At 68.3% G+C, this 21,846-nt stretch carries 23 protein-coding genes; 8 read left to right on the forward strand and 15 right to left on the reverse strand.

The window, feature by feature from the left end:
- Positions 1 to 11 precede the first annotated feature (11 nt).
- On the forward strand, positions 12 to 1,232 hold the full coding sequence (locus G6N53_RS26120) for an AI-2E family transporter (RefSeq protein WP_163894010.1): 1,221 nt from the start codon (positions 12 to 14) through the stop codon (positions 1,230 to 1,232).
- Here the strand turns inward: G6N53_RS26120 and G6N53_RS26125 are convergent.
- Together G6N53_RS26125 and G6N53_RS26130 are read right to left on the reverse strand one after the other, a co-directional pair.
- The gene (locus G6N53_RS26125) at positions 1,213 to 2,037 is read right to left on the reverse strand and encodes a dienelactone hydrolase family protein (RefSeq protein WP_163894013.1); all 825 of its coding nucleotides are present in this window, start codon (positions 2,035 to 2,037) and stop codon (positions 1,213 to 1,215) included. The genes G6N53_RS26120 and G6N53_RS26125 overlap by 20 nt on opposite strands.
- A gap of 9 nt (positions 2,038 to 2,046) precedes the next feature.
- Entirely contained in the window at positions 2,047 to 2,781 is a 735-nt protein-coding gene (locus G6N53_RS26130; protein WP_237166648.1) for a DUF4245 domain-containing protein, read from the reverse strand.
- A 54-nt stretch (positions 2,782 to 2,835) separates the two neighbouring features.
- On the opposite strand from G6N53_RS26130, the gene glpX reads away from it, so the two are divergent.
- Both glpX and G6N53_RS26140 read left to right on the forward strand, forming a co-directional pair.
- Positions 2,836 to 3,864: a class II fructose-bisphosphatase gene (gene glpX, locus G6N53_RS26135; RefSeq protein ID WP_163894015.1), complete on the forward strand. Its 1,029-nt coding sequence runs from the start codon at positions 2,836 to 2,838 to the stop codon at positions 3,862 to 3,864.
- A gap of 23 nt (positions 3,865 to 3,887) precedes the next feature.
- Positions 3,888 to 5,315: a class II fumarate hydratase gene (locus G6N53_RS26140; RefSeq protein WP_163894017.1), complete on the forward strand. Its 1,428-nt coding sequence runs from the start codon at positions 3,888 to 3,890 to the stop codon at positions 5,313 to 5,315.
- Positions 5,316 to 5,329: 14 nt separating this feature from the next.
- Here the strand turns inward: G6N53_RS26140 and G6N53_RS26145 are convergent, their stop codons facing one another.
- The 5 genes from G6N53_RS26145 to G6N53_RS26165 form a co-directional block, all read right to left on the reverse strand.
- Complete coding sequence (locus tag G6N53_RS26145; RefSeq protein WP_237166792.1) at positions 5,330 to 6,001, reverse strand: polysaccharide deacetylase family protein; 672 nt, start codon at positions 5,999 to 6,001, stop codon at positions 5,330 to 5,332.
- Positions 6,002 to 6,045: 44 nt separating this feature from the next.
- The gene (phoH2, locus tag G6N53_RS26150; RefSeq protein ID WP_163894022.1) at positions 6,046 to 7,359 is read right to left on the reverse strand and encodes an RNA 5'-3' helicase PhoH2; all 1,314 of its coding nucleotides are present in this window, start codon (positions 7,357 to 7,359) and stop codon (positions 6,046 to 6,048) included.
- 203 nt (positions 7,360 to 7,562) lie between these two features.
- Entirely contained in the window at positions 7,563 to 8,390 is an 828-nt protein-coding gene (locus G6N53_RS26155) for an acyl-ACP desaturase (protein WP_163894024.1), read from the reverse strand.
- Between the two features lie 62 nt (positions 8,391 to 8,452).
- Complete coding sequence (locus G6N53_RS26160; RefSeq protein ID WP_163894026.1) at positions 8,453 to 9,931, reverse strand: glycine hydroxymethyltransferase; 1,479 nt, start codon at positions 9,929 to 9,931, stop codon at positions 8,453 to 8,455.
- 96 nt (positions 9,932 to 10,027) lie between these two features.
- Entirely contained in the window at positions 10,028 to 11,236 is a 1,209-nt protein-coding gene (locus G6N53_RS26165) for a DUF885 domain-containing protein (protein WP_163894027.1), read from the reverse strand.
- A gap of 31 nt (positions 11,237 to 11,267) precedes the next feature.
- On the opposite strand from G6N53_RS26165, the gene coaA reads away from it, so the two are divergent.
- Complete coding sequence (gene coaA / locus G6N53_RS26170; protein ID WP_163894029.1) at positions 11,268 to 12,206, forward strand: type I pantothenate kinase; 939 nt, start codon at positions 11,268 to 11,270, stop codon at positions 12,204 to 12,206.
- On the opposite strand, the gene G6N53_RS26175 is transcribed toward coaA, so the two are convergent.
- The 4 genes from G6N53_RS26175 to G6N53_RS26190 form a co-directional block, all read right to left on the reverse strand.
- Positions 12,207 to 12,617, reverse strand: coding sequence for a hypothetical protein (locus tag G6N53_RS26175; protein ID WP_163894030.1), 411 nt, complete (start codon positions 12,615 to 12,617; stop codon positions 12,207 to 12,209).
- A gap of 129 nt (positions 12,618 to 12,746) precedes the next feature.
- Entirely contained in the window at positions 12,747 to 13,172 is a 426-nt protein-coding gene (locus G6N53_RS26180) for a hypothetical protein (RefSeq protein ID WP_237166649.1), read from the reverse strand.
- Between the two features lie 143 nt (positions 13,173 to 13,315).
- Positions 13,316 to 14,665, reverse strand: coding sequence for a L,D-transpeptidase family protein (locus G6N53_RS26185; protein ID WP_163894032.1), 1,350 nt, complete (start codon positions 14,663 to 14,665; stop codon positions 13,316 to 13,318).
- Positions 14,666 to 14,675: 10 nt separating this feature from the next.
- A complete protein-coding gene (locus G6N53_RS26190; RefSeq protein ID WP_163894034.1) occupies positions 14,676 to 15,470 on the reverse strand; it encodes a (2Z,6E)-farnesyl diphosphate synthase in 795 nt (264 codons plus the stop codon).
- 55 nt (positions 15,471 to 15,525) lie between these two features.
- On the opposite strand from G6N53_RS26190, the gene trhA reads away from it, so the two are divergent.
- Complete coding sequence (gene trhA, locus G6N53_RS26195) at positions 15,526 to 16,272, forward strand: PAQR family membrane homeostasis protein TrhA (protein WP_163894036.1); 747 nt, start codon at positions 15,526 to 15,528, stop codon at positions 16,270 to 16,272.
- 11 nt (positions 16,273 to 16,283) lie between these two features.
- On the opposite strand, the gene G6N53_RS26200 is transcribed toward trhA, so the two are convergent.
- The 4 genes from G6N53_RS26200 to mca are packed head-to-tail and all read right to left on the reverse strand — an operon-like array spanning position 16,284 to position 19,851.
- Positions 16,284 to 16,658, reverse strand: a complete 375-nt coding sequence (locus G6N53_RS26200; RefSeq protein ID WP_163894038.1) for a nuclear transport factor 2 family protein — start codon at positions 16,656 to 16,658, stop codon at positions 16,284 to 16,286.
- A gap of 10 nt (positions 16,659 to 16,668) precedes the next feature.
- Complete coding sequence (locus G6N53_RS26205; RefSeq protein ID WP_163894040.1) at positions 16,669 to 18,681, reverse strand: thioredoxin domain-containing protein; 2,013 nt, start codon at positions 18,679 to 18,681, stop codon at positions 16,669 to 16,671.
- Positions 18,668 to 18,949 (reverse strand): hypothetical protein, encoded by a 282-nt coding sequence (locus G6N53_RS26210; RefSeq protein WP_163896385.1) that lies wholly within the window; start codon positions 18,947 to 18,949, stop codon positions 18,668 to 18,670. The genes G6N53_RS26205 and G6N53_RS26210 overlap by 14 nt, the downstream gene beginning before the upstream one ends.
- A gap of 29 nt (positions 18,950 to 18,978) precedes the next feature.
- On the reverse strand, positions 18,979 to 19,851 hold the full coding sequence (mca, locus tag G6N53_RS26215; protein WP_163894042.1) for a mycothiol conjugate amidase Mca: 873 nt from the start codon (positions 19,849 to 19,851) through the stop codon (positions 18,979 to 18,981).
- A gap of 117 nt (positions 19,852 to 19,968) precedes the next feature.
- Between mca and G6N53_RS26220 the strand changes: the two genes are divergently transcribed.
- The 3 genes from G6N53_RS26220 (at position 19,969) to G6N53_RS26230 (ending at position 21,844) form a co-directional block, all read left to right on the forward strand.
- Positions 19,969 to 20,391, forward strand: a complete 423-nt coding sequence (locus tag G6N53_RS26220) for a DUF4307 domain-containing protein (protein WP_205390469.1) — start codon at positions 19,969 to 19,971, stop codon at positions 20,389 to 20,391.
- Positions 20,392 to 20,621: 230 nt separating this feature from the next.
- On the forward strand, positions 20,622 to 21,116 hold the full coding sequence (greA, locus tag G6N53_RS26225; protein WP_163894046.1) for a transcription elongation factor GreA: 495 nt from the start codon (positions 20,622 to 20,624) through the stop codon (positions 21,114 to 21,116).
- A 56-nt stretch (positions 21,117 to 21,172) separates the two neighbouring features.
- Positions 21,173 to 21,844: a GOLPH3/VPS74 family protein gene (locus G6N53_RS26230; protein ID WP_163894048.1), complete on the forward strand. Its 672-nt coding sequence runs from the start codon at positions 21,173 to 21,175 to the stop codon at positions 21,842 to 21,844.
- The last annotated feature ends 2 nt before the right edge of the window (positions 21,845 to 21,846 follow it).

The following is a 21,846-nucleotide window of genomic DNA, read 5'->3' on the forward strand; positions in this document are numbered from 1 at the left end:
GGGAGGGGCGCATGACACAGGATTTCAGCGTCAGCCAGAAGCGCGCCCTGGCCGTGTTCACCGTCCTCGCACTCGCTTTCGCCGCCTACTTCCTGCGCGGGTACGTCCTGCTGATCGCCGTGGCGGCCGTGCTGGCCTATCTGTTCAACCCGCTCTACCGGCGCCTGCTCGAGAAGACGAACGTCGGCCTTTCGGCCACCGTGACACTGCTGGCCGCGATCGCGACCGTGGCCGTGCCCCTGACCGGGGTCGCCTTCCTCGCCTTCCTGCAGATCAGCCAGATGGTGACCAGCGTCAGCCAGTGGGCGGCGCAGACCGATTTCACCGCGTTGGCCCAGCGACTGCTCGACTCGGCCAACCGGGCGCTGGACCGGATCCCGTTCATCGAAGTCACCCTGACCCAGGACTCGGTCCGGGACGCAGCCGCCAAGCTCGGGCAGAGCGGCGGGCAGGTCGCGTTGGGAGTGTTGCGTGACTCGGTGGGCAGCATCGCCACCGTCGTGACGGCGATGATCATCTTCCTGTACGTCTTCATCGCGCTGCTGACCCGAGGCGACAGGGTCCTGGACCTGTTCCGCGACCTCAATCCTCTGGGGGACCGGGTTTCTGACATCTATCTGGCCAAGGTGGGAGCCATGGTGTCGGCGACTGTCAAGGGCCAGCTGATCATCGCCGTCTGCCAGGGTGTCGCCGGTGCCGTGTCGATCTACATCGCCGGCATCCACGACGGCTTCTTCATGTTCGTCATCTTCCTGACCGCGCTGTCGTTCATCCCGCTGGGCAGTGGCATCGTCACGATCCCGCTCGGTATCGGCATGGCGATCTTCGGCAACATCGCCGGCGGGATCTTCGTGGTCGTGTTCCACGTCCTCGTGACCACCAGCATCGACAACGTCCTCCGCCCCTTCCTGGTGCCCAAGAGCGCGCACCTGCACCCGGCGCTGATGCTGTTGGCGGTGTTCGCGGGCCTGAAGATGTTCGGGTTCTGGGGGATCGTGCTGGGCCCGGTGCTGATGATCGTCGTCGTGACGACGATCAGCGTGTATCTGGCCGTCTACAAGGGCGAACCGTTGGAGTCGCTCACCGGCACCCGCGCCGATCCGGCCGACGACGAGGCCGAACGGGACGTTCCGTGGTGGCGTCGGCTGCTGCCCGGGAAAGGCACCAAGCGGCCCGACCCGGAACCGGAGGAGGAGCCCGAGCCGGCGGCCGCTAAGCCAGCGCAGACTTGAGGAACTCGACGACTCTCTTGCGGGCCTCATAGGCGGGGTGGCCGTCGACCTCGCGGACCTCGAGGGTCAGCACCGAGTGGGCCATCTTCCCGAAGCCGTGTTCGTTGCCCGGTTTGGAGTTGATCTCGATGACCTCGAACGCGTCGCCGAGACGGGCCTTGAGCGTCTTGAACCGCGCCGCCGGCGACAGCGGGTCGTCGCTGAAGCGCAGCCCCAGAGCACACAACCCGTCTTCGGCAGCCCGGCGTTCGACGATCTGCAGCTCCGCTTCCGACAGACCTGGGTCGGCTTTCTGCTTGGCGGTCAGCCCGATCGGCAGTGACGGCTGGCTCAGCACCGGGGCCAGGACGCTTTCGTCCACCGCCGCGGCCAGTGCGAAACCGCCGCTCCAGCATTCGCCGATGACACCGACCCCCTTACCCGGGGTGCGCTCGTTGAGGTCGCGGGCCAGGGCCCGCAGGTAGTGGGCGATCGGCCGGTCCGCGTTGGTCGCGAACGCCGCGAACTCCTTGGCCACACACCCGCGCAGCATCACCGGCACCGCGCCGGGCCGGACTCCCGGCGCCCCCGGCGTGCCGTACAACGACGGCGCTGCGACGGTGAACCCGTTGTCCACCAGGTGATTGCCCAGGGCGAGCACTCCGGGGTGCAGGCCGGGCATCTCTGGAATCAGCACCACGCCCGGGCCTTCACCCTTGCGATACACGTCGTAGGTGAATCCGGCCGCCGAGAACGGTTCGGCGGACCATCCGGTGAGATCGGCCTCAGGAGCCGCGCCGCTGACGTCGGAACTGGGTGGGATCATCGCGAGCTCCTAGGAGACGGGCAGCGGCGACTGGGACTGCGTCGCCGCGGCCAGCGTACGGTACTCGTCCGTACCCGCGGCCCCGGTCAGCGCGATCTGGGCAGGTCCCGTCGGGCCGCGCAGCTGGGCGGTCCACACCGGTTCGGCCGGTCTCCCGTCGCGCTCACCGCCCTGGTAGACGACCCAGGTCACCCCGTCCACCTCCTCGGTGCCGGTGGGCACCAGGTCGGGTGCGAACGACGCGATCAGCTTGTCCTCGTCGGCGTTGCTCTGGGTCAGGCTCAGATACATGCCGCTGGGTGCCAGGTAGCCGACGGTGGAGCTGACGGCGCGCACCGGCTGACCGGTCACCGGGTCGGTGCGCCCACCCTCGATGCCCTTGCGGCTGCCGGAGTTCGGCCGCCACCCCTCAGGGAGGTCGGGCACCCTGATCGGAATCTGGAGCGCGTCGGCGTCGGCCTGCAGCGCGGCCGGGGCGTCGTAATCGGGAACCGGACCCGCTCCCGGACCAGCGGGCGCGAACGAGCACATTCCCAGCACCCCGGCGAGCAGCACACAGACCAGCACCAGAGGCGCCATCGACCAGAACATGTCGCGACCGTCTTGGAGCAGCCGGGACTTCGCCGGGCGTGGACCCGGAACCGCGTAGCCGACCCCAGCTGCTGCACTGTCGTGGCCTGCGTCTTCGGGCCCGCTACCCGGGTGATCCGGGACCCGTCGGCCCGGTTCGGGCGGCATCGTCATGTCTGCCAGTATCCCTGTTCCCGACCGTGCATTCGCTAATGGGAGAATCTGCCCATGAGCGCCGCACGTCGTGAAGCCCCAGACCGAAATCTCGCCCTCGAACTCGTGCGGGTGACCGAGGCAGGTGCGATGGCCGCCGGCCGCTGGGTAGGCCGGGGGGACAAGGAAGGCGGGGACGGCGCGGCTGTCGACGCGATGCGCCAGCTCGTCAACTCGGTGTCGATGCGTGGTGTCGTGGTGATCGGTGAGGGCGAGAAGGACAACGCCCCGATGCTCTACAACGGTGAAGAGGTCGGCAACGGCGACGGCCCCGACTGCGACTTCGCCGTCGATCCGGTCGACGGGACCACCCTGATGAGCAAGGGCATGCCCAATGCCATCTCGGTGCTCGCCGTCGCCGAGCGCGGCGCGATGTTCGACCCGTCGGCGGTGTTCTACATGAACAAGATCGCGGTGGGGCCCGAGGCCGTCGACGTCATCGACATCACCGCCCCGATCGGGGAGAACATCCGCCGCGTCGCCCAGGCCAAGAACCTGACCGTCGCCGACCTGACGGTGTGCGTGCTGGACCGGCCTCGGCACACCCAGCTGATGGCTGACGTCAGGGAGGCGGGTGCGCGTATCCGGCTGATCTCCGACGGCGACGTCGCCGGTGCCATCGCCGCCTGCCGCCCCGGATCGGGCACCGACCTGTTGGCCGGCATCGGCGGCACACCGGAAGGCATCATCACGGCGGCGGCGATCCGCTGCATGGGCGGGGCGATCCAGGCCCAGCTCGCCCCCACCGACGACGCCGAACGTCAGAAGGCCCTCGACCGCGGCCACGACCTGGACAAGGTGTTGTTCACCGAGGATCTGGTCTCGGGTGAGAACGTGTTCTTCTCCGCCACCGGGGTCACCGACGGCGACCTGCTCAAGGGCGTGCAGTACTACGGCGGTGGGTGCACCACGCAGTCGATCGTGATGCGCTCGAAGTCCGGGACGGTCAGAATGATCGAGGCCTACCACCGCCTGTCCAAGCTCAACGAATACTCCTCGGTCGACTTCACCGGCGACAAGTCCGCCGCGTACCCGTTGCCGTAACCACCGACATCAGAAGGGCATACATGAGCACCGACGCCGCTGTTCAGCAGGAAGACGGCGAATTCCGGATCGAGCACGACACCATGGGCGAGGTCCGGGTGCCGATCGATGCGTTGTGGCGCGCGCAGACCCAGCGGGCCGTGGAGAACTTCCCGATCTCCGGCCGCGGCCTCGAGCGCACCCAGATCCGCGCGCTCGGCCTGCTCAAGGGCGCCTGCGCCCAGGTGAACAAGGACCTCGGGCTGCTGGCCCCGGAGAGGGCCGATGCGATCATCGCTGCCGCCGCCGAGATCGCCGAGGGCCGCCACGACGACCAGTTCCCCATCGACGTGTTCCAGACCGGCTCGGGCACCAGCTCGAACATGAACACCAACGAGGTGATCGCGTCGATCTGTGGGAACAACGGTGTCACCGTGCACCCCAACGACGACGTGAACATGTCGCAGAGCTCCAACGACACGTTCCCGACCGCCACCCACATCGCGGCCACCGAAGCCGCTGTCCGCCATCTGATCCCGGGCCTCGAGGTGCTGCGCGAATCGTTGACGGCCAAGGCCGGCCAGTGGCACAAGGTGGTCAAGTCCGGCCGCACCCACCTGATGGACGCGGTGCCGGTGACCCTCGGCCAGGAGTTCGGCGGCTACGCACGCCAGATCGAGGCGGGCATAGAAAGGGTCAAGGCGACGCTGCCCCGACTGGGCGAGCTCGCCATCGGCGGCACCGCGGTGGGCACCGGCCTCAACGCCCCCGACGGTTTCGGCACCAGGGTCGTCGAGGTGCTCGTCGACCAGACCGGGATCGCCGAACTTCGCACGGCCGTCGACCCGTTCGAGGCCCAGGCGGCCCGTGACGGGCTGGTCGAGGCTTCCGGCGCGCTGAAGACGATCGCCGTCTCGCTGACCAAGATCGCCAACGACATCCGCTGGATGGGCTCGGGACCGCTGACCGGGCTGGGCGAGCTGCAGTTGCCCGACCTGCAGCCGGGCAGCTCGATCATGCCCGGCAAGGTCAACCCCGTCATCCCGGAGGCGGTGACGCAGGTCGCGGCGCAGGTCATCGGCAACGACGCGGCCATCACCTGGGGTGGCGGCAACGGCGCGTTCGAGCTGAACGTCTACATCCCGATGATGGCGCGCAACATGCTGGAGTCGTTCACGCTGCTGGCGAACGTATCGAAGTTGTTCGCCGCCCGGTGCATCGACGGCCTGGTGGCCAACGAGGAGCGGCTGCGTGAGCTCGCCGAGTCGTCGCCGTCGATCGTGACACCGCTGAACTCCGCGATCGGTTACGAGGAGGCGGCCAAGGTCGCCAAGGAGGCCCTCAAGGAGCGCAAGACGATCCGGCAGACGGTCATCGACCGCGGCCTGATCGGCGACAAGCTCTCGGAGGAAGAACTCGACAAGCGGCTGGATGTGTTGGCCATGGCCAAGATCCACGACGACAAACGCTGAAACCCCCTGCGAGATCAGCTGCCGTAGAAGCTGCCGGGGGTCCGCGGCCCGAGAAGCTGGGTGACCGTCACCAGGTGGTAGCCATCGGCCTTCAGCACCGGGATGATCTGTTCGGTCAGATCCACCGTCGATGACAGGGTGTCGTGCAGCAGCACCACCGCGCCGGGTCTGATCTGGCTCATCAGCGCGTCCCGGGTCGCGGCGGTGTCGGGGTCGTGGACCCAGTCGAACGGGTTGACGTCCCAGTTGACGGCGGCAAGGCCTTGGCGACCGGCTTCGGTCAGCACCGTGTCGTCGACCCATCCCCCGCCCGTGCGGACCAGGCTCGGCCGACGGCCCGTGGCGGCCTCGATGGCGTCGGTGGCCCTACTGAACTGAGCAGCGATCTCGTGCGGCGGGATAGCCGTCATGTCAGGGTGCTGCCAGGTGTGATTGCCGATCTCCATGCCGGCATCGGCGATCCGCCGGGCGGCGGCGGGGTCGGCCGCCACCTTGTCGCCGATCAGAAAGAACGTCGCCTCCGCATTGTCGGCCCGCAGGATCTGCAACAAGCGGTCGGTGTGCGGGCCGGGTCCGTCGTCGAAGGTCAGCGCCACACACTTGACCCTCGAGCAGTCCACGGTCTCGGCACCGGCCTCACCGACACGCCAGATCAGCCCGGCCACCACCGACAGGACCACCAACACGGCACCGGCGCAGCGCTTCAGCACGCCGGCAGCCTACCGACCTCTCAGGGCAGGGCGCCGGGGCTGATCTCCTCGAGCATCTCGGTGACCAACGCCGCGATCGGCGAGCGCTCGCTGCGCAGCAGGGTGATGTGCGCGAACAGGGGATGACCCTTGAGCTTCTCGATCACCGCGGCGACGCCGTCGTGGCGGCCGACCCGTAGGTTGTCCCGCTGGGCGACATCGTGGGTCAGCACCACCCGCGAGCCGGTCCCCAGTCGCGACAGCACGGTGAGCAGCACGTTGCGCTCCAGCGACTGCGCCTCGTCGACGATCACGAACGAGTCGTGCAGCGAGCGACCCCGGATGTGCGTCAGCGGCAGCACCTCGAGCATGCCGCGGGCGAGCACCTCTTCGAGCACGGCGGGACTGGCGAGACCTTCGAGGGTGTCGAAGACCGCCTGTGCCCATGGCCCCATCTTCTCGCTCTCGCTGCCGGGCAGGTAGCCGAGATCCTGGCCACCGACCGCGTACAGCGGCCGGAAGACCACGACCTTGCGCTGGGTGCGGCGCTCCAGCACCGCCTCCAGTCCTGCGCACAGCGCCAGCGCCGACTTCCCGGTGCCCGCCTTGCCGCCCAGAGACACGATGCCGACGGACTCGTCGAGCAGCAGATCCAGTGCCACGCGCTGTTCGGCTGACCTTCCCCGGAGGCCGAACACCTCGCGATCACCACGGACCAGCTGCACCCGCTTGTCGGCGTTGACCCGGCCGAGCGCGTGGGAGTTGCTGCCCAACAACCGGATTCCGGTGTGACAGGGCAGGTCACGGGCGGCCTCGAGGTCGATGTCCCCTTCGGCGAACAGTCCGTCGACCTCTTCGCTGGACACCTCGAGCTCCGCCATCCCGGTCCAGCCGGAGGTGACGACGTCCTGAGCGTGGTACTCGTCGGCGGCCAAGCCGACCGCGCCCGCCTTCACACGCAGCGGAATGTCCTTGGTCACCAACGTGACTCGCTTGCCTTCGGCGGCGAGGTTGGCAGCACACGTCAGGATCCGCGAATCGTTGCTCTCGGTCCGGAAGCCGGCGGGCAGCACCGACGGGTCGCTGTGGTTGAGCTCGATGTGCAGAGTGCCGCCGTGGTCACCGACCGGAATCGGCTGATCCAGGCGACCGTGTTCGAGCCGCAGATCATCGAACATCCGCAGTGCCTGTCGAGCGAACCAGCCGAGCTCATGATGATGCCGCTTGGCTTCCAATTCGCTGATGACCACCAGCGGAACAACCACTTCGTGTTCGGCGAACCGTGAGCACGCCCAGGGATCGGACAGCAGCACGGAGGTGTCGAGCACGTAGGTACGGACGAACGATTCAGTCACGTAGCGCTCCTCGAGCCCGTGCGGCCCCACACGAACACTCTCGGTGGACACACAGCGGTCTCCAGGACCGGGGCCGGTCCTTTGTGATCGAGATGATCGGGACCGCCCGGATAGCAGAGCATGTTGCTAGCCATCGAAACCGACGCTACTCCGGCTGCCGCTTTTGCGCCGTGCAGGCGCGCCGTGTCCGAAAGGCGTGCGGGTTACGAGCTGGTGAACTGCCGCAGGCGCGGCTCGTCGGCCAGTCCCCACGCGGTGATGCGGTCCGAGATCACCTGGCGCAGCTGCGCCTCGTCGAAGATGCCGGCCTGGGCGACGTTGGCCACCTTGTCGCGGTAGGCGACGATGTCACCGCCGACGACGCCGAGTTCCCCGGCACGCTTGGCGATGGCCTCGACTGTCTCGTCGCGGGAGTAGGTCAGGCAGTGGCTGATCAGGTTGGCGAAGAACTCCTCGTGGCGCTCCTCGTCCTGGACGATGCGCCCCACCATCGCGGCCAGCGTCGGCTCCTCGGTCTGTGCCTGCAGGTTGCGGCAGAACACGGCGTGAGCGCGCTCGAAGAACGCCATGAAGGCCAGGGTCTCGAGCTGGGTGTAGGTGTTGGCCCGGTAGCCCTGCACCACGTGTTCGACGCGGACGTCCTCGTTGGCGGCGGGGTCGACCTCACGGGTGACCACCAGGTAGTTGCGCAGCGCGATGGCGTGCAGGTGCTCCTCGGCGGTCCAGCGACCGATCCAGCGACCCCACTTGGCCTCGAGGATGAAGTGCTCGACGAGCTCGCGGTGATAGCCGGCGAGGTTGTCCTTGGTGATCAGCAGGATCTCCAGCGCGTCGGTGATGTGCTTGGGCAGCGTCACCTCCGACGGGTCCCAGTCCTTGCCGCCCAGGAACGCGTAGTTCTCGCCCTGGTCGAAGGGCACGTAGTCGTGGGCGTACCACAGGTCCTCGGAGTCCAGATGACGTCGCAGCTCCTGCATGACGACCGGCTCCAGCTCGGCGGTCAGCGCATTAGGGACAGGTCTCTGTGCCATGAAAGTAACTGTAACCCGAATTCACATGTTCCTCGAAATCGGGTCGCCGGAGTGTCGCCGAGCTAAAGCGTCAGCCCCGGATACAGCGGATTGGCGGCCAGGAGTTCGGCGGACGCGGCGTGTACCCGCTCGGCGGTTCCGTCGGCCAGGGTGTACTTGGCCTTCGAAGTTCCTGTAGGACCACCTTGTGTCGGTTCGGTGTTGTCGAGCACCTCGACCACCAGCTCGGCGACCCGGTCGAAGTCGTCGGCGCCGAAGCCGCGGGTGGTCAGGGCGGGGGTGCCGAACCGGATGCCGCTGGTGTACCAGGCGCCGTTCGGATCGGCGGGGATCGCGTTGCGGTTGGTGACGATCCCGGAGTCCAGCAGCGCCGATTCGGCCTGGCGCCCGGTGAGGCCGAACGACGTCACGTCCAGCAGCACGATGTGGTTGTCGGTGCCCCCGGTGACCAGGCGGGCTCCGCGCTTGAGGAAACCCTCGGCCAGCGCCTTGGCGTTGTCCGCGATGTTCTGCGCGTAGTCACGGAAGGCCGGTTGGCGCGCCTCGGCGAACGCCACTGCCTTGGCGGCCATCACGTGCGCCAGGGGGCCACCGAGCACCATCGGGCAGCCCTTGTCGACCGCGGGGGCGAACTCCTCGGTGGCCAAGATCAGCCCGCCACGCGGACCGCGAAGCGATTTGTGGGTGGTGGTGGTCGTGACGTGCGCGTGCGGCACCGGATCCTCGTCACCGGTGAACACCTTGCCGGCCACCAGCCCGGCGAAGTGCGCCATGTCGACCATCAGGGTGGCCCCCACCTCGTCGGCGATCTCGCGCATCTTCGCGAAGTTCACCCGGCGCGGATACGCGGAGTAACCGGCGACGAGCACCAGCGGCTTGAACTCCCGGGCGGCGGCGGCGACGGCGTCGTAATCCAGCAGCCCGGTCTCCGGGTCGGTGCCGTACTGGCGCTGGTGGAACATCTTGCCGGAGATGTTGGGCCGGAACCCGTGGGTGAGGTGCCCCCCGGCGTCCAGCGACATTCCCAGCAGCCGCTGGTTGCCGAGCTTGGCGCGCAGCGTCTCCCAGTCGGCCTCAGACAGGTCGTTGATGTGCTTGGCGCCGAACTCGGCCAGCCCCGGGGTCTCGACCCGGGTGGCCAGGATCGCCCAGTAGGCGACCAGGTTGGCGTCGATGCCGGAGTGCGGCTGGGCGTAGGCGTACGGGGCGCCGAACAGCTCGCGGGCGTGCTCGGCGGCCAGCGCCTCGACGGTGTCGACGTTCTGGCAGGCCGCGTAGAACCGGTGCCCGATGGTGCCCTCGGCGTACTTGTCGGAGAACCAGGTGCCCATGGTCAACAGCACCGCGGGCGAGGCATAGTTCTCGCTGGCGATCAGCTTGAGCGAATCCCGTTGATCGGCAAGCTCTTTGCGGGTGGCATCGGCGATTCGCGGCTCGACGCTCTCGATCACCCGGAGGGCGGCGCGATACGCCTCCCCTGCGGTCTCGGCGTATTCGGCACCCGGAGCGACGGCCGAGGGGGTCACGGACTCTGCAGTCATGGTTGCGAGCCTAGTCGGCCAACACCACACCCACTTCTGCACCATGGTCGTTCCGGTCGCCCTGGCACGACCCTGCCGCAGAAATCGAGGCCGCCGTCACCCGGTCCGCAACGACGACGGGATCAGTGGCTCGTCGAGCAGCGTGCCGAACCGCTCGGTCAGGCTCACCCCGTCGGGGCGCGCGTCCAGCCAACCCCGGAGCAGGCGGTAGCCCTCGACGTAGGTGCTGGTGTAGGCCCGCCACAGCGGCGAGGACAGGAACCGCAGCATCTGCCGGGCGCGTACGTCGTCGACCAACAGCCACTGCTTGAGGAACGCGACGACATCGTCGACGTCGCGATGCTCGTCGTGCAGCATCAGCGCGGCATCCTGACGGACATCAGCCAGCGCGGCCGTCGCCTCCGAGATCAACTCCGAGCGTTCACCGTCGAAGCGCAGCCCCAGGTCGGCGTAGATCTCGGACGCCCAGGTACCCCAGGTGGGTCCCACCGCGGCGTACAGCGCCAGGTCGGCCAGCCCCTCGGCCATCAGGCACTGCGGGGTGTTGACCAGGAAGATCGTCTGCTCGGCCTGCCCTTTGCCCTCGACCAGGCCTGCTTCTTTGCGGCAGTGCTCGGTGTGATGGCCGGGATAGGACTCGTGGGCCACCAGCCGGGGCAGGTTCGACATCTGCTGCTTGAGATCGGCGTTGACGGCGACCGTCGACCGGTAGTCGCCGAGGTAATAGTTGAACCCCGACCACGGCTTGTCGGTGACGACCTCGTAGTTGATCGTCTCCCGGGCGGGCAGCGGGAACGTCGCTCGGACGCGGTCGCGCAGCGCGCTGGAGAACGCGTGGATGCACTCCTCGAGGCGGGCAGGCGGGATCTCCTCGGTGGCGCGGTAGGTCTGCATCCGCTCGGTGAGGGTGCCGGCACCCCCGAGCGCGTCGTCGAGCTTGGCGTGCGCCTGCCGGTAACGCTCCGGGTCGCCCTTGGTGATCCGGACGTCGAAGTAGGCCTCGACCTCGTCGACGAAGCCGACATGCTCCCCGGCGAACTTGCGGCCGGCGCACGCCAGCGCCCGCAGGTGGGCGCCCACGAACGCGGCACGCGCGTCGTCGAGCCCGGCGGGCAACTCGGCCAGCAACCTCTCGGCCTGGCGAGCCAGGTCGGCGGGGTCGGGTTGCGGCTCCGCGTCGACGGCACGTTTGAGTGCGGGGTCGCCGGTGAACGCGTCGACGTAGCCTTCCTCGACTCTGTCGAAGCGCAGTCCGAGCGTCAGGTACTCGCGGATCAGGGTGCTTGAATCCCGACCTAGGTCCATGCCTTCACAACCTAACTGCAAGACTGGGCCCATGGCGCGGCTGAGCGAACCCAGCCCCTATGTGGAGTTCGACCGGAGTCAATGGCGTGCACTTCGTATGTCGACGCCGCTGAAGCTGACCGAGGACGAGCTGGTCAGGCTGCGGGGACTCGGCGAGAAGATCGACCTGCTCGAAGTCGAAGAGGTCTATCTGCCGCTGGCCCGGCTGATCCACTTGCAGGTCGCCGCCCGGCAGGCGCTGTTCGCGACCACCGCCGAGTTCCTCGGCGAGCCCCAACAGAACCCGGACCGTCCGGTGCCGTTCATCATCGGGGTGGCCGGCAGCGTGGCCGTGGGCAAGTCGACCACCGCCCGCGTGCTGCAGGCGCTGCTCGCCCGGTGGGAGCACCACCCGCGGGTCGACCTGGTCACCACCGACGGCTTCCTGTACCCGAACGCCGAGCTGAACCGGCGGAACCTGATGCACCGTAAGGGCTTTCCCGAGAGCTACGACCGCCGGGCGCTGATGCGGTTCGTCACGGCGGTGAAGTCCGGCTCCGACACGGTGTGCGCCCCGGTGTACTCACACCTGCTGTACGACATCGTGCGCGGTGAGAAGCAGATCATCGAGCACCCCGACATCCTGATCCTCGAGGGTCTCAACGTGCTGCAGACCGGTCCCGCGCTGATGGTGTCGGACCTGTTCGACTTCTCGGTGTACGTCGACGCACGTATCGAGGACATCGAGCAGTGGTACGTCTCGCGGTTCCTGTCGATGCGGGCCGGGGCGTTCGCCGACCCGGCCTCGCACTTCCACCACTACTCCACGCTGAGCGACGAGCAGGCCGTCTACGCCGCCCGCGACATCTGGCACTCGATCAACAGGCCCAACCTGATCAACAACATTCTGCCGACCAGGCCGCGGGCCACGTTGGTGTTGCGCAAGGACGCCGACCATTCGATCAACCGGTTGCGGCTGCGCAAGCTCTGACTACCCCTTGATCCGGCGCACGCCCTGATACTGCAGCTCGGCCATCACCAGTGTGTACACGCCGGTGCCCAGAACCAGCACCACACCGGTGGTGGTCAGCGGCCACACCCCGGCGAGCACAACGACCACCGTGGCGACGCTGAACAGCAGGTTCCCGACCGCCAGCACCAGGCCGGACGTGCGGATCGCCGGCCGCGCCGCCAGTATCAGCACCACCAGCCCGAAGACGACGAAGAAACCGCCGGTCGTGTACTCGATGGCAGGGGTGGTGCCGGAGATCTCGGCGACCTGGCGGGCGAAGATCAGCAGGGCGATGCCGGTCAGCCCGCTGAGGACGCCGTCGGCGCGCATCGCGAAGCGCAACAGCGAGTCGGTCGACTCGTTCAGTCGGGAGGAGAGGGTGGTGGTCATGGTGCTTCCTTTCTCGATTACGGGATCACTACGGAACTACTCGGACGACCGGTGCCGGAGTCGGCGCCGCTACCTCTGCCCGCAACGTTCTGCGAGCACGGCACCGACTCCGGACCAGTCATGTGGAGGTCACGCCAGGCGGCGCACCCCGAGGTACTGCAGGACGGCGAAGCCGAGCGTGACGGTGGTGAACGCCACCGTCACGACCACGCCGAACGTCGTCAGCGGCAACCATCCGGCCAGCAGCACGACCGCGGCCGCGACGGCGAACACGATGTTGCCGACGAGGACACCCAGGCCGACCAGGCGGACGTCGCTGACCCGGGCGCACAGGTAGAGCAGTGCGCCGTAGCCGACCAACGTGGCGCCGACGGCCCATTCGGTGGTCGGTGACAACCCCGACAGCCGGGACAGAGGGTCGGCTGCCATCGCGATGAACAGCCCGACACCGGCGCACAGCGTGGCGTCGGCCCGCAGCGCGAAGCGAAGCAGTTGTGTCTGGGTACCGGTCGTGGCCACTGCCGGAGCGACGGTGCCGGTGGTGAAGGCGGTCATGTCACCAACGGTGCTCAGGACGCACTGCCATCTCGACACCGGCCGCTGCCAGGTACTGCCAACCGCAGGTCAGCACCCCTCGCCGGAACGGTATTCCAGCAGGAAAAGTTCGAGTTCGCGCCTGTTGGAATACCGTTCCGGCGCTAGTGGATGGAGGCGAGGGTGCTGCGCAGATCGGTGGCGATCACCCGAGCCGCCGCGTTCTGCCAGTTGTGCAGGGAGCGTTGCGGCACCTCGGCCACCAGCCAGTGCCAGGCCTGGCGGGCGACGGGATCGAGTCCGGCGGCGGTCGCGTTCTGGGCGTAGGCACGCACCCCGGCGACGTACGGGAAGTACAGCGAGTTGTAGTGGCGCCACTGCTCGGTTGTGCCGAAGTCCGCGCCGTCGCGGGGCTTGAGTCCGGCGATCCGTTCGGCCAGCAACGCCCGCAGTTCGTTGGCCCGCTCCAGCGGCTGGTCCGGGGCGCCGCGGGCGGCCAGTCGCTCGCCGATGGCGGGCAGTGCGGTCAGCGGGCTGGCGACCAGCTTCGACAGATCGCCGTAGTGCCCGAGGGCGCGGCGGGTGACGCGGACGAACGTGTCCTCGTCCATGTCCTGCAGCGGGTTGGCCGACCGCAACGGCAGCGCCGACTCGGTGCTGCGCAGCGCGGCACGGTCCGCCCGTAGCGCCGGTGACCGGGAGAAAGCCAGCCGGTCCAGCAGTCCCGCAAACGGGTCGGCCAGCACGTTGATGGCGATCGCGACCGCCAAACTGCTGAACAGCAGCACGGCCAGGGTGGTGTTCGGCCCCGTGACGGCCAGCCCTATCAGCAACTGACCGCCGAACAGCACCGCCACCACCACCGTGCCGACGAACGACCGCAGCATGTCGTCACGTAGCGCGTGACCTTCGTCGAACGCGTCCGAAATGGCCACCGCGACACCGAGGAGCGCGACGTCGCAGCCGATCGACGCCAAGGCCAGCCAGCTGGGGAGGAGGCCCAGCGGGATCACCAGGATCGCGTTGCCGAGCACGAAGAACAACGTGGCCACCACGGCGAAGCCGACCACCGGCCCCGGCTGGGTGCGGCGCCGCACCGCGTGGATCATCGCGGCAAGCGACGGCACCGACACCGCGCCGAACATCACCCAGTGCCCCAGGCGCAGCGGACCGCCGACATCACCGGCCATCGCCGCACCGGCGAAGGCGACCGCGGCCACGGCGCCCACCAACGCGGCGCCGCCCGCGCGGCTGCTCCAGGCGTCGCGTGGCCGCGACAGCTCCAGCAGCACCGCGAACCAGGCGATGCCCGGCACCGCGACCAGATAGATCTCCATCTGGCCCAGCACCGCCGAGCCGCTGACCACCCGGACCGCATCCAGCGCGACCACCAGCGCGAAGCTCGTCAACCCGACGGCAGCCAGCACCAGCACGAGCTTGCGCGGGTCCCGGCTCAGCAGGTACAGCCCCAGCCACCAGCTCAGCGCGAAGACGGTTGCGGACAGGGCTGCCACGGCTGACTCCTCAACGTCCGTAGCGTCGGTGCCTGGCGCTGTAGTCGCGCAGGGCACGCAGGAAGTCGACGCGACGGAACTCCGGCCAGTACGCCTCGGTGAACCACATCTCCGAGTACGCGCTCTGCCAGAGCAGAAAGCCCGACAGCCGTTGCTCCCCCGACGTCCGGATCACCAGGTCGGGGTCGGGCTGCCCGGAGGTGTACAGGTTCTCCGAGATCGCCTCGGCGGTGACGGCCTCGATCAGTTGGTCGCCGGTGGCTCCGTTGGCCAGTTCCTTGCCCAACAGCGCCCGCACGGCATCGACGATCTCCTGCCGTCCGCCGTATCCGACGGCGACGTTGACGTGAAACGACGCCGCAGGCGCCTTGTCCGTCGACAGCACAGCCTCGCGCAGCCGGCGCGCCGGCTCCTCGCCGAGCAGTTCGAGGTCCCCGACGGTGCGCACGCTCCACTGGTTGGCCGGCGCGCAGATCTCCTCGACGACCTCGGTGATGATGTCGATCAGCGACGCCAGCTCGTCGGCGTCGCGTTGCAGATTCTCGGTCGAGAGCAGGTACACGGTCGCCATCTCGATGCCGGCTTCCTGGCACCAGCGCAGCATCTCGGCGATCTTGTGCGCGCCCATGCGGTAGCCGTAGCTGACGTCGTCGTGTCCGAGTTCTCGGGCCCAGCGCCGGTTGCCGTCACACAGCACCGCGATGTGGCGGGGCAGCTCCGAGCGTGCCGGCGCCAGCTCCTGGCGCAGCCGCAGCTCGTAGAGCCGGTACATCGGCTCCTTGAGTCGCCGCGGAATGAGTTCCACGATGGTCCAGACTACTGTGGCGCGGGGAAGTCCCGAGCAAGTCAGCGGAGGTGACATGGCCTCGTCCACTGAACCCGTCGATACCACCGAGTCCGACCGCCGGGGTGCGCCCCACGAAGCGGAGGACTTTCCCGAAGCCGTCGCCGACGGTGTCGCCCAGTTCCTGGGCAAGCCGCGGGCGCGGGGCTGGATCCACGTGTACTCGGCGGTCATCGCGGTCATCGGCGGCGCGACGCTGGTGGCGGTGTCCTGGTCGATGGAATCGACCCGCGCCGGGATCGCCACCCTGATCTACACGCTGACCATCGTCGCGATGTTCGCCGTCAGCGGCACCTACCACCGGGTGAACTGGAAGTCGGCCACCGCACGCAAGTGGATGAAGCGCGCCGATCACTCGATGATCTTCCTGTTCATCGCGGGAAGCTACACACCGTTCGCGCTGCTCGCCCTGCCCGAGCACAGCGGCATGACGCTGTTCTGGATCGTCTGGAGTGGCGCGTTGGCCGGCGTCGCACTGAAAATGCTGTGGCCGTCGGCGCCACGATGGCTCGGCGTGCCGCTCTACATCCTGCTCGGCTGGGTGGCGGCGTGGTTCATCGGTCCGATCGCCGACGGCGCGGGCACCGCCGCGGTGGTGCTGCTGATCGTCGGCGGTGCGCTCTACAGCATCGGCGGGGTGCTGTACGCGCTGAAGTGGCCGAACCCGTGGCCGACGACGTTCGGCCACCACGAGTTCTTCCACGCCTGCACGGCCGTCGCGGCCATCTGCCACTACATCGCGATGTGGTTCGCCGTCTTCTAGTACTGCGTCGGCTACAGCTGGGTGATGTTCTCCGGGCCCCAGTAGGCCTTCATCGCCGAGATCTTGCCCTCGTCGTCGAACGACATCGTGCTGATGATCTCGATGCTCATCTTGCCGCCCTCTCCGAGGTCGACGACGAGCCGCCAGAAGTACGCCGCCTCGTGCCCGAGCGCACGCAGCGTGACGATCTCGCCACGGCTCTTGACCGTCTCGATGTTGCCGTAGAACCCGCGGATGGCAGTCCTGCCGATGTGCACGTCGCTGCCGACGGGATCCTCGACGGTGGCGTCGTCGGCGTAGAGCGCGACGACGTCGTCGGCGCGGCCTTCTCCGACGAGCTCGAGATAGCGGTGAACGGTTTGGGTGATGTGCTCGGCACTCGGCATGGCCGCGAGGCTACACGGGGCTCCCCAGCGCGGCAGCCAGATCCGCGACGGTGGTGACGGGCAGGTCGCACACCTGGCCGCGGCACACGTACGCCGCGTCGGCGCCGCCCACTCGCGGCCGGCCGATCAGCAACTCCGAGGAGTCGGCCGCCCCGCCGATCACCACGGCGCCGCCCGGCGCCAACCGGCGGGCGGCGGCGAGCAGCTCGGAGTCCGCCCGATCACAGGCGACCGCGATCTGGATCGGGCCCCGCACTGCGGCCTCGGCGACGGTCAGCCAATGACCACCCGCGCGGGGCGCCCGGGTGAGCAGCATCGACGCCCTGGACAGCGTGGCGGCGGCGGCACGCGCGTAGCGCTCGGCGCGGTCCGCGGACACCAGATGTGCTGCCAGCTGCAGAGCTTCGGTGATCAGCGACGCACCGGACGGGGTCGCGCCGTCCAGCGGGTCCGACGGTCGCAGCATCAGTTGCTCGGCGTCGTCGGCGACGTCATACCAGCGGCCCTGATCATCCGGATCGGCGAAATGGTCGAGTGCCAGGTCGAGCAGCACCACGGCCTCGTCCAGCCAGACCTGTTGCCCTGTGGCCTGATGCAGCGTCAGCAACCCGGTGGCCAACGCGGCATGGTCCTCGAGAACGGCGACGCTGTCGCCGACCACTCCGGCGAGGCTGGACCGGCGCAGCCGGCCCTCGACCAGGTGCAGATCGATGATGCGCTGTGCGCATTCCATTGCCGCGCTGAGGTATTCGCTACGACCCAACCCGGCGCCGGCCTCTGCGAGGGCTGTCACCGCCAGCCCGTTCCAGGCGGTGACGACCTTGTCGTCGCGCGCTGGCTGCGGTCGCAGGGAACGCGCCACCAGCAGGGCGGTGCGAACGTTGTCCAAGCGCTCGGCGTCGTCGGGATCGGCGCGCAACTGCAGCACCGAAGCGCCCTGCTCGAATGTCCCGCCGTCGGTGACACCAAAAACCTCTGCCGCCCAACGTCCGTCGTCGGGACCGAGGATCTCGAGCAGCTGTCCGGGAGTCCAGACGTAGGTCAGTCCCTCTTCGCCGGCGGCGTCGGCGTCCAGCGAGGACACGAACATCCCGTCACTGCTCAGCTCATCGATCAGAAACCGGGCGATGCCGCCGGCGATCCGGTGCGCCAGCGTGTTTCGGGTGAGCCTCGCCCAGTGCGCGTAGACCCGCAGCAACTGGGCGTTGTCGTAGAGCATCTTCTCGAAGTGCGGAACCACCCACGAAGCATCGACGCTGTAGCGGGCGAATCCACCCGCGAGCTGGTCGTAGATGCCGCCGCGGGCCATCGCCTCCCCGGCACGCGCCACCGCGGACAGCGGCGCTGTCGCCCCGGTGCGTTCGTGGTTGCGCAGCAACGCCTCCAACAGCGCCGACGGCGGAAACTTCGGCGCCGCACCGAATCCGCCGTTCGCGACGTCCTCGTCGGCGAGCACCGTCGCCACCGCGTCGTCACACATCGTCGGTTCCAATGGCGGGCCGCCGCCCGGTAGTCCGGAGGACATCGACCGCAGCTCGTCGGCGATCTTGTCCGACGTGTCCTCCACCTCGGCGCGCCGCGTGCGCCACGTCTCCGACACCGCGGCGAGCAACTGCAGGAAGTTGGGCTTCGGGTAGTAGGTTCCGCAGAAGAACGGCCGCCCGTCCGGGGTCAGAAAGCAGGTCATCGGCCAGCCGCCCTGCCCGGTCAACGCGACGGTGGCGTTCATGTAGACCGCGTCGAGGTCGGGGCGCTCCTCGCGATCGACCTTGATGCAGACGAAGTCCCGGTTGGCGACGGCGGCCACGTCGGCGTCGGCGAACGATTCGTGCGCCATCACGTGACACCAGTGGCACGCGGCGTAACCGATCGACAGCAGGATCGGGACATCGCGCTGCGCGGCCAGGGCCAGTGCCTCGGGCCCCCACTCCTGCCAGTGCACCGGGTTGTCGGCGTGCTGGCGGAGGTACGGGCTCGTCGCCGCGGCGAGCGTGTTTGAGGTGGGGACCTCAGCCGGACTCACGTTTCGTCCCGTCGGCCGGGTTGTCGGTGGCCAGGTCGGGATCGGCGGACCCGGCGCCGGCGGCCGGGCCCACACCGGCCGGGTCGGCGCCTTCCGCCGGTTCGGTGTCGAAGGACTCCGGCACCCGCTTGAGGTGCCGGTTCATCGACCACACCAGCACGAACACCCCGATCAGCAAGAAGATCACGATGATGAAGCCGAGCGGGCTGGCCTTGCCGAAGTCGGGCCCGGTCTGGCGCGGTTCGTCCTGCGCCAGCACCACCGACATCAGGTTCAGGCCGAACGTCGTCGTCGTGTTCACTCGCGTCCCTCGATTCCGGCGAACAGGTCGGTCTCGGGCAGGCGCACCGGCACCCGCGATCGAGCCAACTCGAACTCCTCTGTCGGCCAGAGCCGTTGCTGCCATTCCATCGGCGTGGTGAAGAAGAAACTCTTCGGATCGATCTGGGTGGCGTGCGCGAGCAGGGCGTCGTCGCGCTGAGCGAAGTACTTCGCGCACTCCACTCGGGTGGTCACCCGTTTGCCCAGCAGGTCGTCGTCGGGATCCCACTTCTCCAGCCACTTGGCGAACGGCCCGTCCTGTCCGTGCCTGGCGAACTCGTCCTGCAGCACCTGCATCCGCTGCCGCAGGAACCCGTGGTTGTAGTACAGCTTCAGCGCGCTCCACGGCTCGCCCGCGCCGGGGTACAGACGGTGATCAGCGGCTGCCTCGTACGCCGCGACCGACACCTGGTGGCAGCGGATGTGGTCGGGGTGCGGGTACCCGCCGTTCTCGTCGTAGGTGGTCATCACGTGCGGCTTGAACTCCCGGATCACCCGGACCAGGGCCTCGGTGGGCGCCTCCAGCGGCTCCAGTGCGAAACACCCGTCCGGCAGCGGCGGCAGCGGGTCGCCCTCGGGCAGCCCGGAGTCGACGAAGCCCAGCCAGTGGTGCTCCACGCCGAGGATCTCCGCAGCTCTGGCCATCTCGTCGCGACGGATCTCCGGCATCCGCCCGTGCACGTCGGGCAGGTCCATCGCCGGGTTGAGGATGTCGCCGCGCTCCCCGCCTGTGAGGGTCACCACCATGACGCGCACGCCCTCGTCGGCGTAGCGCGCCATCGTCGCGGCACCCTTGCTGGACTCGTCGTCCGGGTGCGCGTGTACGGCCATCAACCGCAGTTCGCTCAACCTGTTCCCTCTTACGTGCTCACCTGCATGGACAGTCACCGAAAGTCCAACACCACTGACTGGCTCTATAGTTCCAGTCCTAGTACACCCATCTGACCGACGGGCATGCAAAACGAGATGATCGAGCGTCCCGCCGCCCGTTACGGCCGGCAGCAGCTGTCACGGCGCACCCGCCGTTGGATCGCCGTCGGATTGACCGCGCTGGTGCTGGTAGCGGGCGTGGCGATCGCTGCGGTGGCCTTTTTCCGGTTCGGCGCCGGGGACGTGAAGGGCGAACTGGGCGGCTACCGAATCATCGACGACAGAACAGTCGAAGTGACCGTCAGCGTCACCCGAGACGATCCGTCACAACAAGTGGTGTGCATCGTGCGGGCCCGGTCGTACGACGGCAACGAGATCGGCAGGCGTGAACTGCTCGTCGCGCCGTCGACCGCAGAAACCGTGCAGGTCAGGACCACTGTCACGACGAGCGCCCCAGCCGTCGTCGGCGAGGTGTACGGCTGCGGATCCGACGTGCCGTCGTACCTGGTGGGCGACTGACGCTCGGCCGCCCGGCTAACGCGCAGCAGCGAAAACATGAAAACCGGGTATCCCCCCGGTGCTATCATGGACCGATACACGGTTCCTGCTGGGGCCGTGTATTGCTGCATTTTGGGTGGGCAGATTGAGTGTCCGCGCCGGCGGCAATACACACACGACAGCTCCCGGCACCGTGGCAGAACTTCTCAACGCGAAATGCGCGGAAGCAACAACGACAGGAGCGCGACGACATGACCGACACCCAGGTCACCTGGTTGACCGAGGAGGCCTTCGACAGGCTCAAGGCTGAACTCGACCAACTGATCGCCCACCGCCCGGTCATCGCCGCCGAGATCAATGACCGCCGCGAAGAGGGCGACCTGCGCGAGAACGGCGGCTATCACGCCGCCCGCGAGGAGCAGGGGCAGCAGGAGGCCCGGATCCGTCAGCTGCAGGAGCTTCTCAACAGCGCCAAGGTGGGGGAAGCACCCAAGCAGTCCGGGGTGGCGCTGCCGGGCTCGGTCGTCAAGGTCTACTACGACGACGACGAGAGCGACACCGAGACATTCCTGATCGGCACCCGCCAGGAAGGCGTCACCGACGGCAAGCTCGAGGTGTACTCGCCCAACTCGCCGCTGGGCGGCGCGCTGCTCGACGCGAAGGTCGGCGAGTCCCGGTCCTACACCGTGCCCAACGGCAACACCGTCAAGGTGACGCTCGTCAGCGCGGAGCCTTACCACTCCTGACCGATGCGGGCCGTCGAGTTCTGAACGCTGGGCGGCGGCGGGTTACTCTCCAGCCCATGGCGCAGATCGCCGAGGACCTGTTCTTGCTGCTGGTGGACAATGCCGACGCGCAACCCGGGTTGGACAGTCCACGTCGTGACCGCGTCCTGGCGGCGGCGATCCTGCTCGACCTGGCACACGGGTGCCGGATCCGCCCGGCCGTGGACGGCGAACGCGTGCCCGCGGGACGGCTGGTCGCGTTGGATGCCGCGACCGCGGCCGATCCCGTCACCGAGCCTGCGTTGCGGCTGCTGCAGACGAACCCGCTGAAGCCGGGGACCGCGATCAAGAAGATCGCGAAGCACTCCCAGTCGCGGCTGGTCGAGCACCTCGAACGGATCGGGCAGATTCGGCGAAACTCTCTGCCGTCCAGAGGTTTACGCCGTGTGGACACGTTTCCGCTGACGAACCGGGACCGGGTCGGTCCTGCGCGGGCTGCAGTGTTGTCCGCGCTGTTCGATCGCACCGCGCCCGCCCCGTCGACCGCCGCGATCATCACCGTGCTGCACGCAGTCGACGGCCTCGGCGCACTGCTCAGCCTCAACGACCGCGGCTGGCGGTGGGTGCACGCCCGCGCCGGCGAGATCGCCGGCGGCAGTTGGGTCGACGAGTCACCGACGGCACTGCCCGAGGTCAACCTCGCGGTCACCGCGTCGGCGGTGCGCCAAGCGCTGGTTGCGCTTGTCTGACC

This window comes from Mycolicibacterium hippocampi (genome assembly GCF_010723735.1).
GTDB lineage: Bacteria > Actinomycetota > Actinomycetes > Mycobacteriales > Mycobacteriaceae > Mycobacterium > Mycobacterium hippocampi.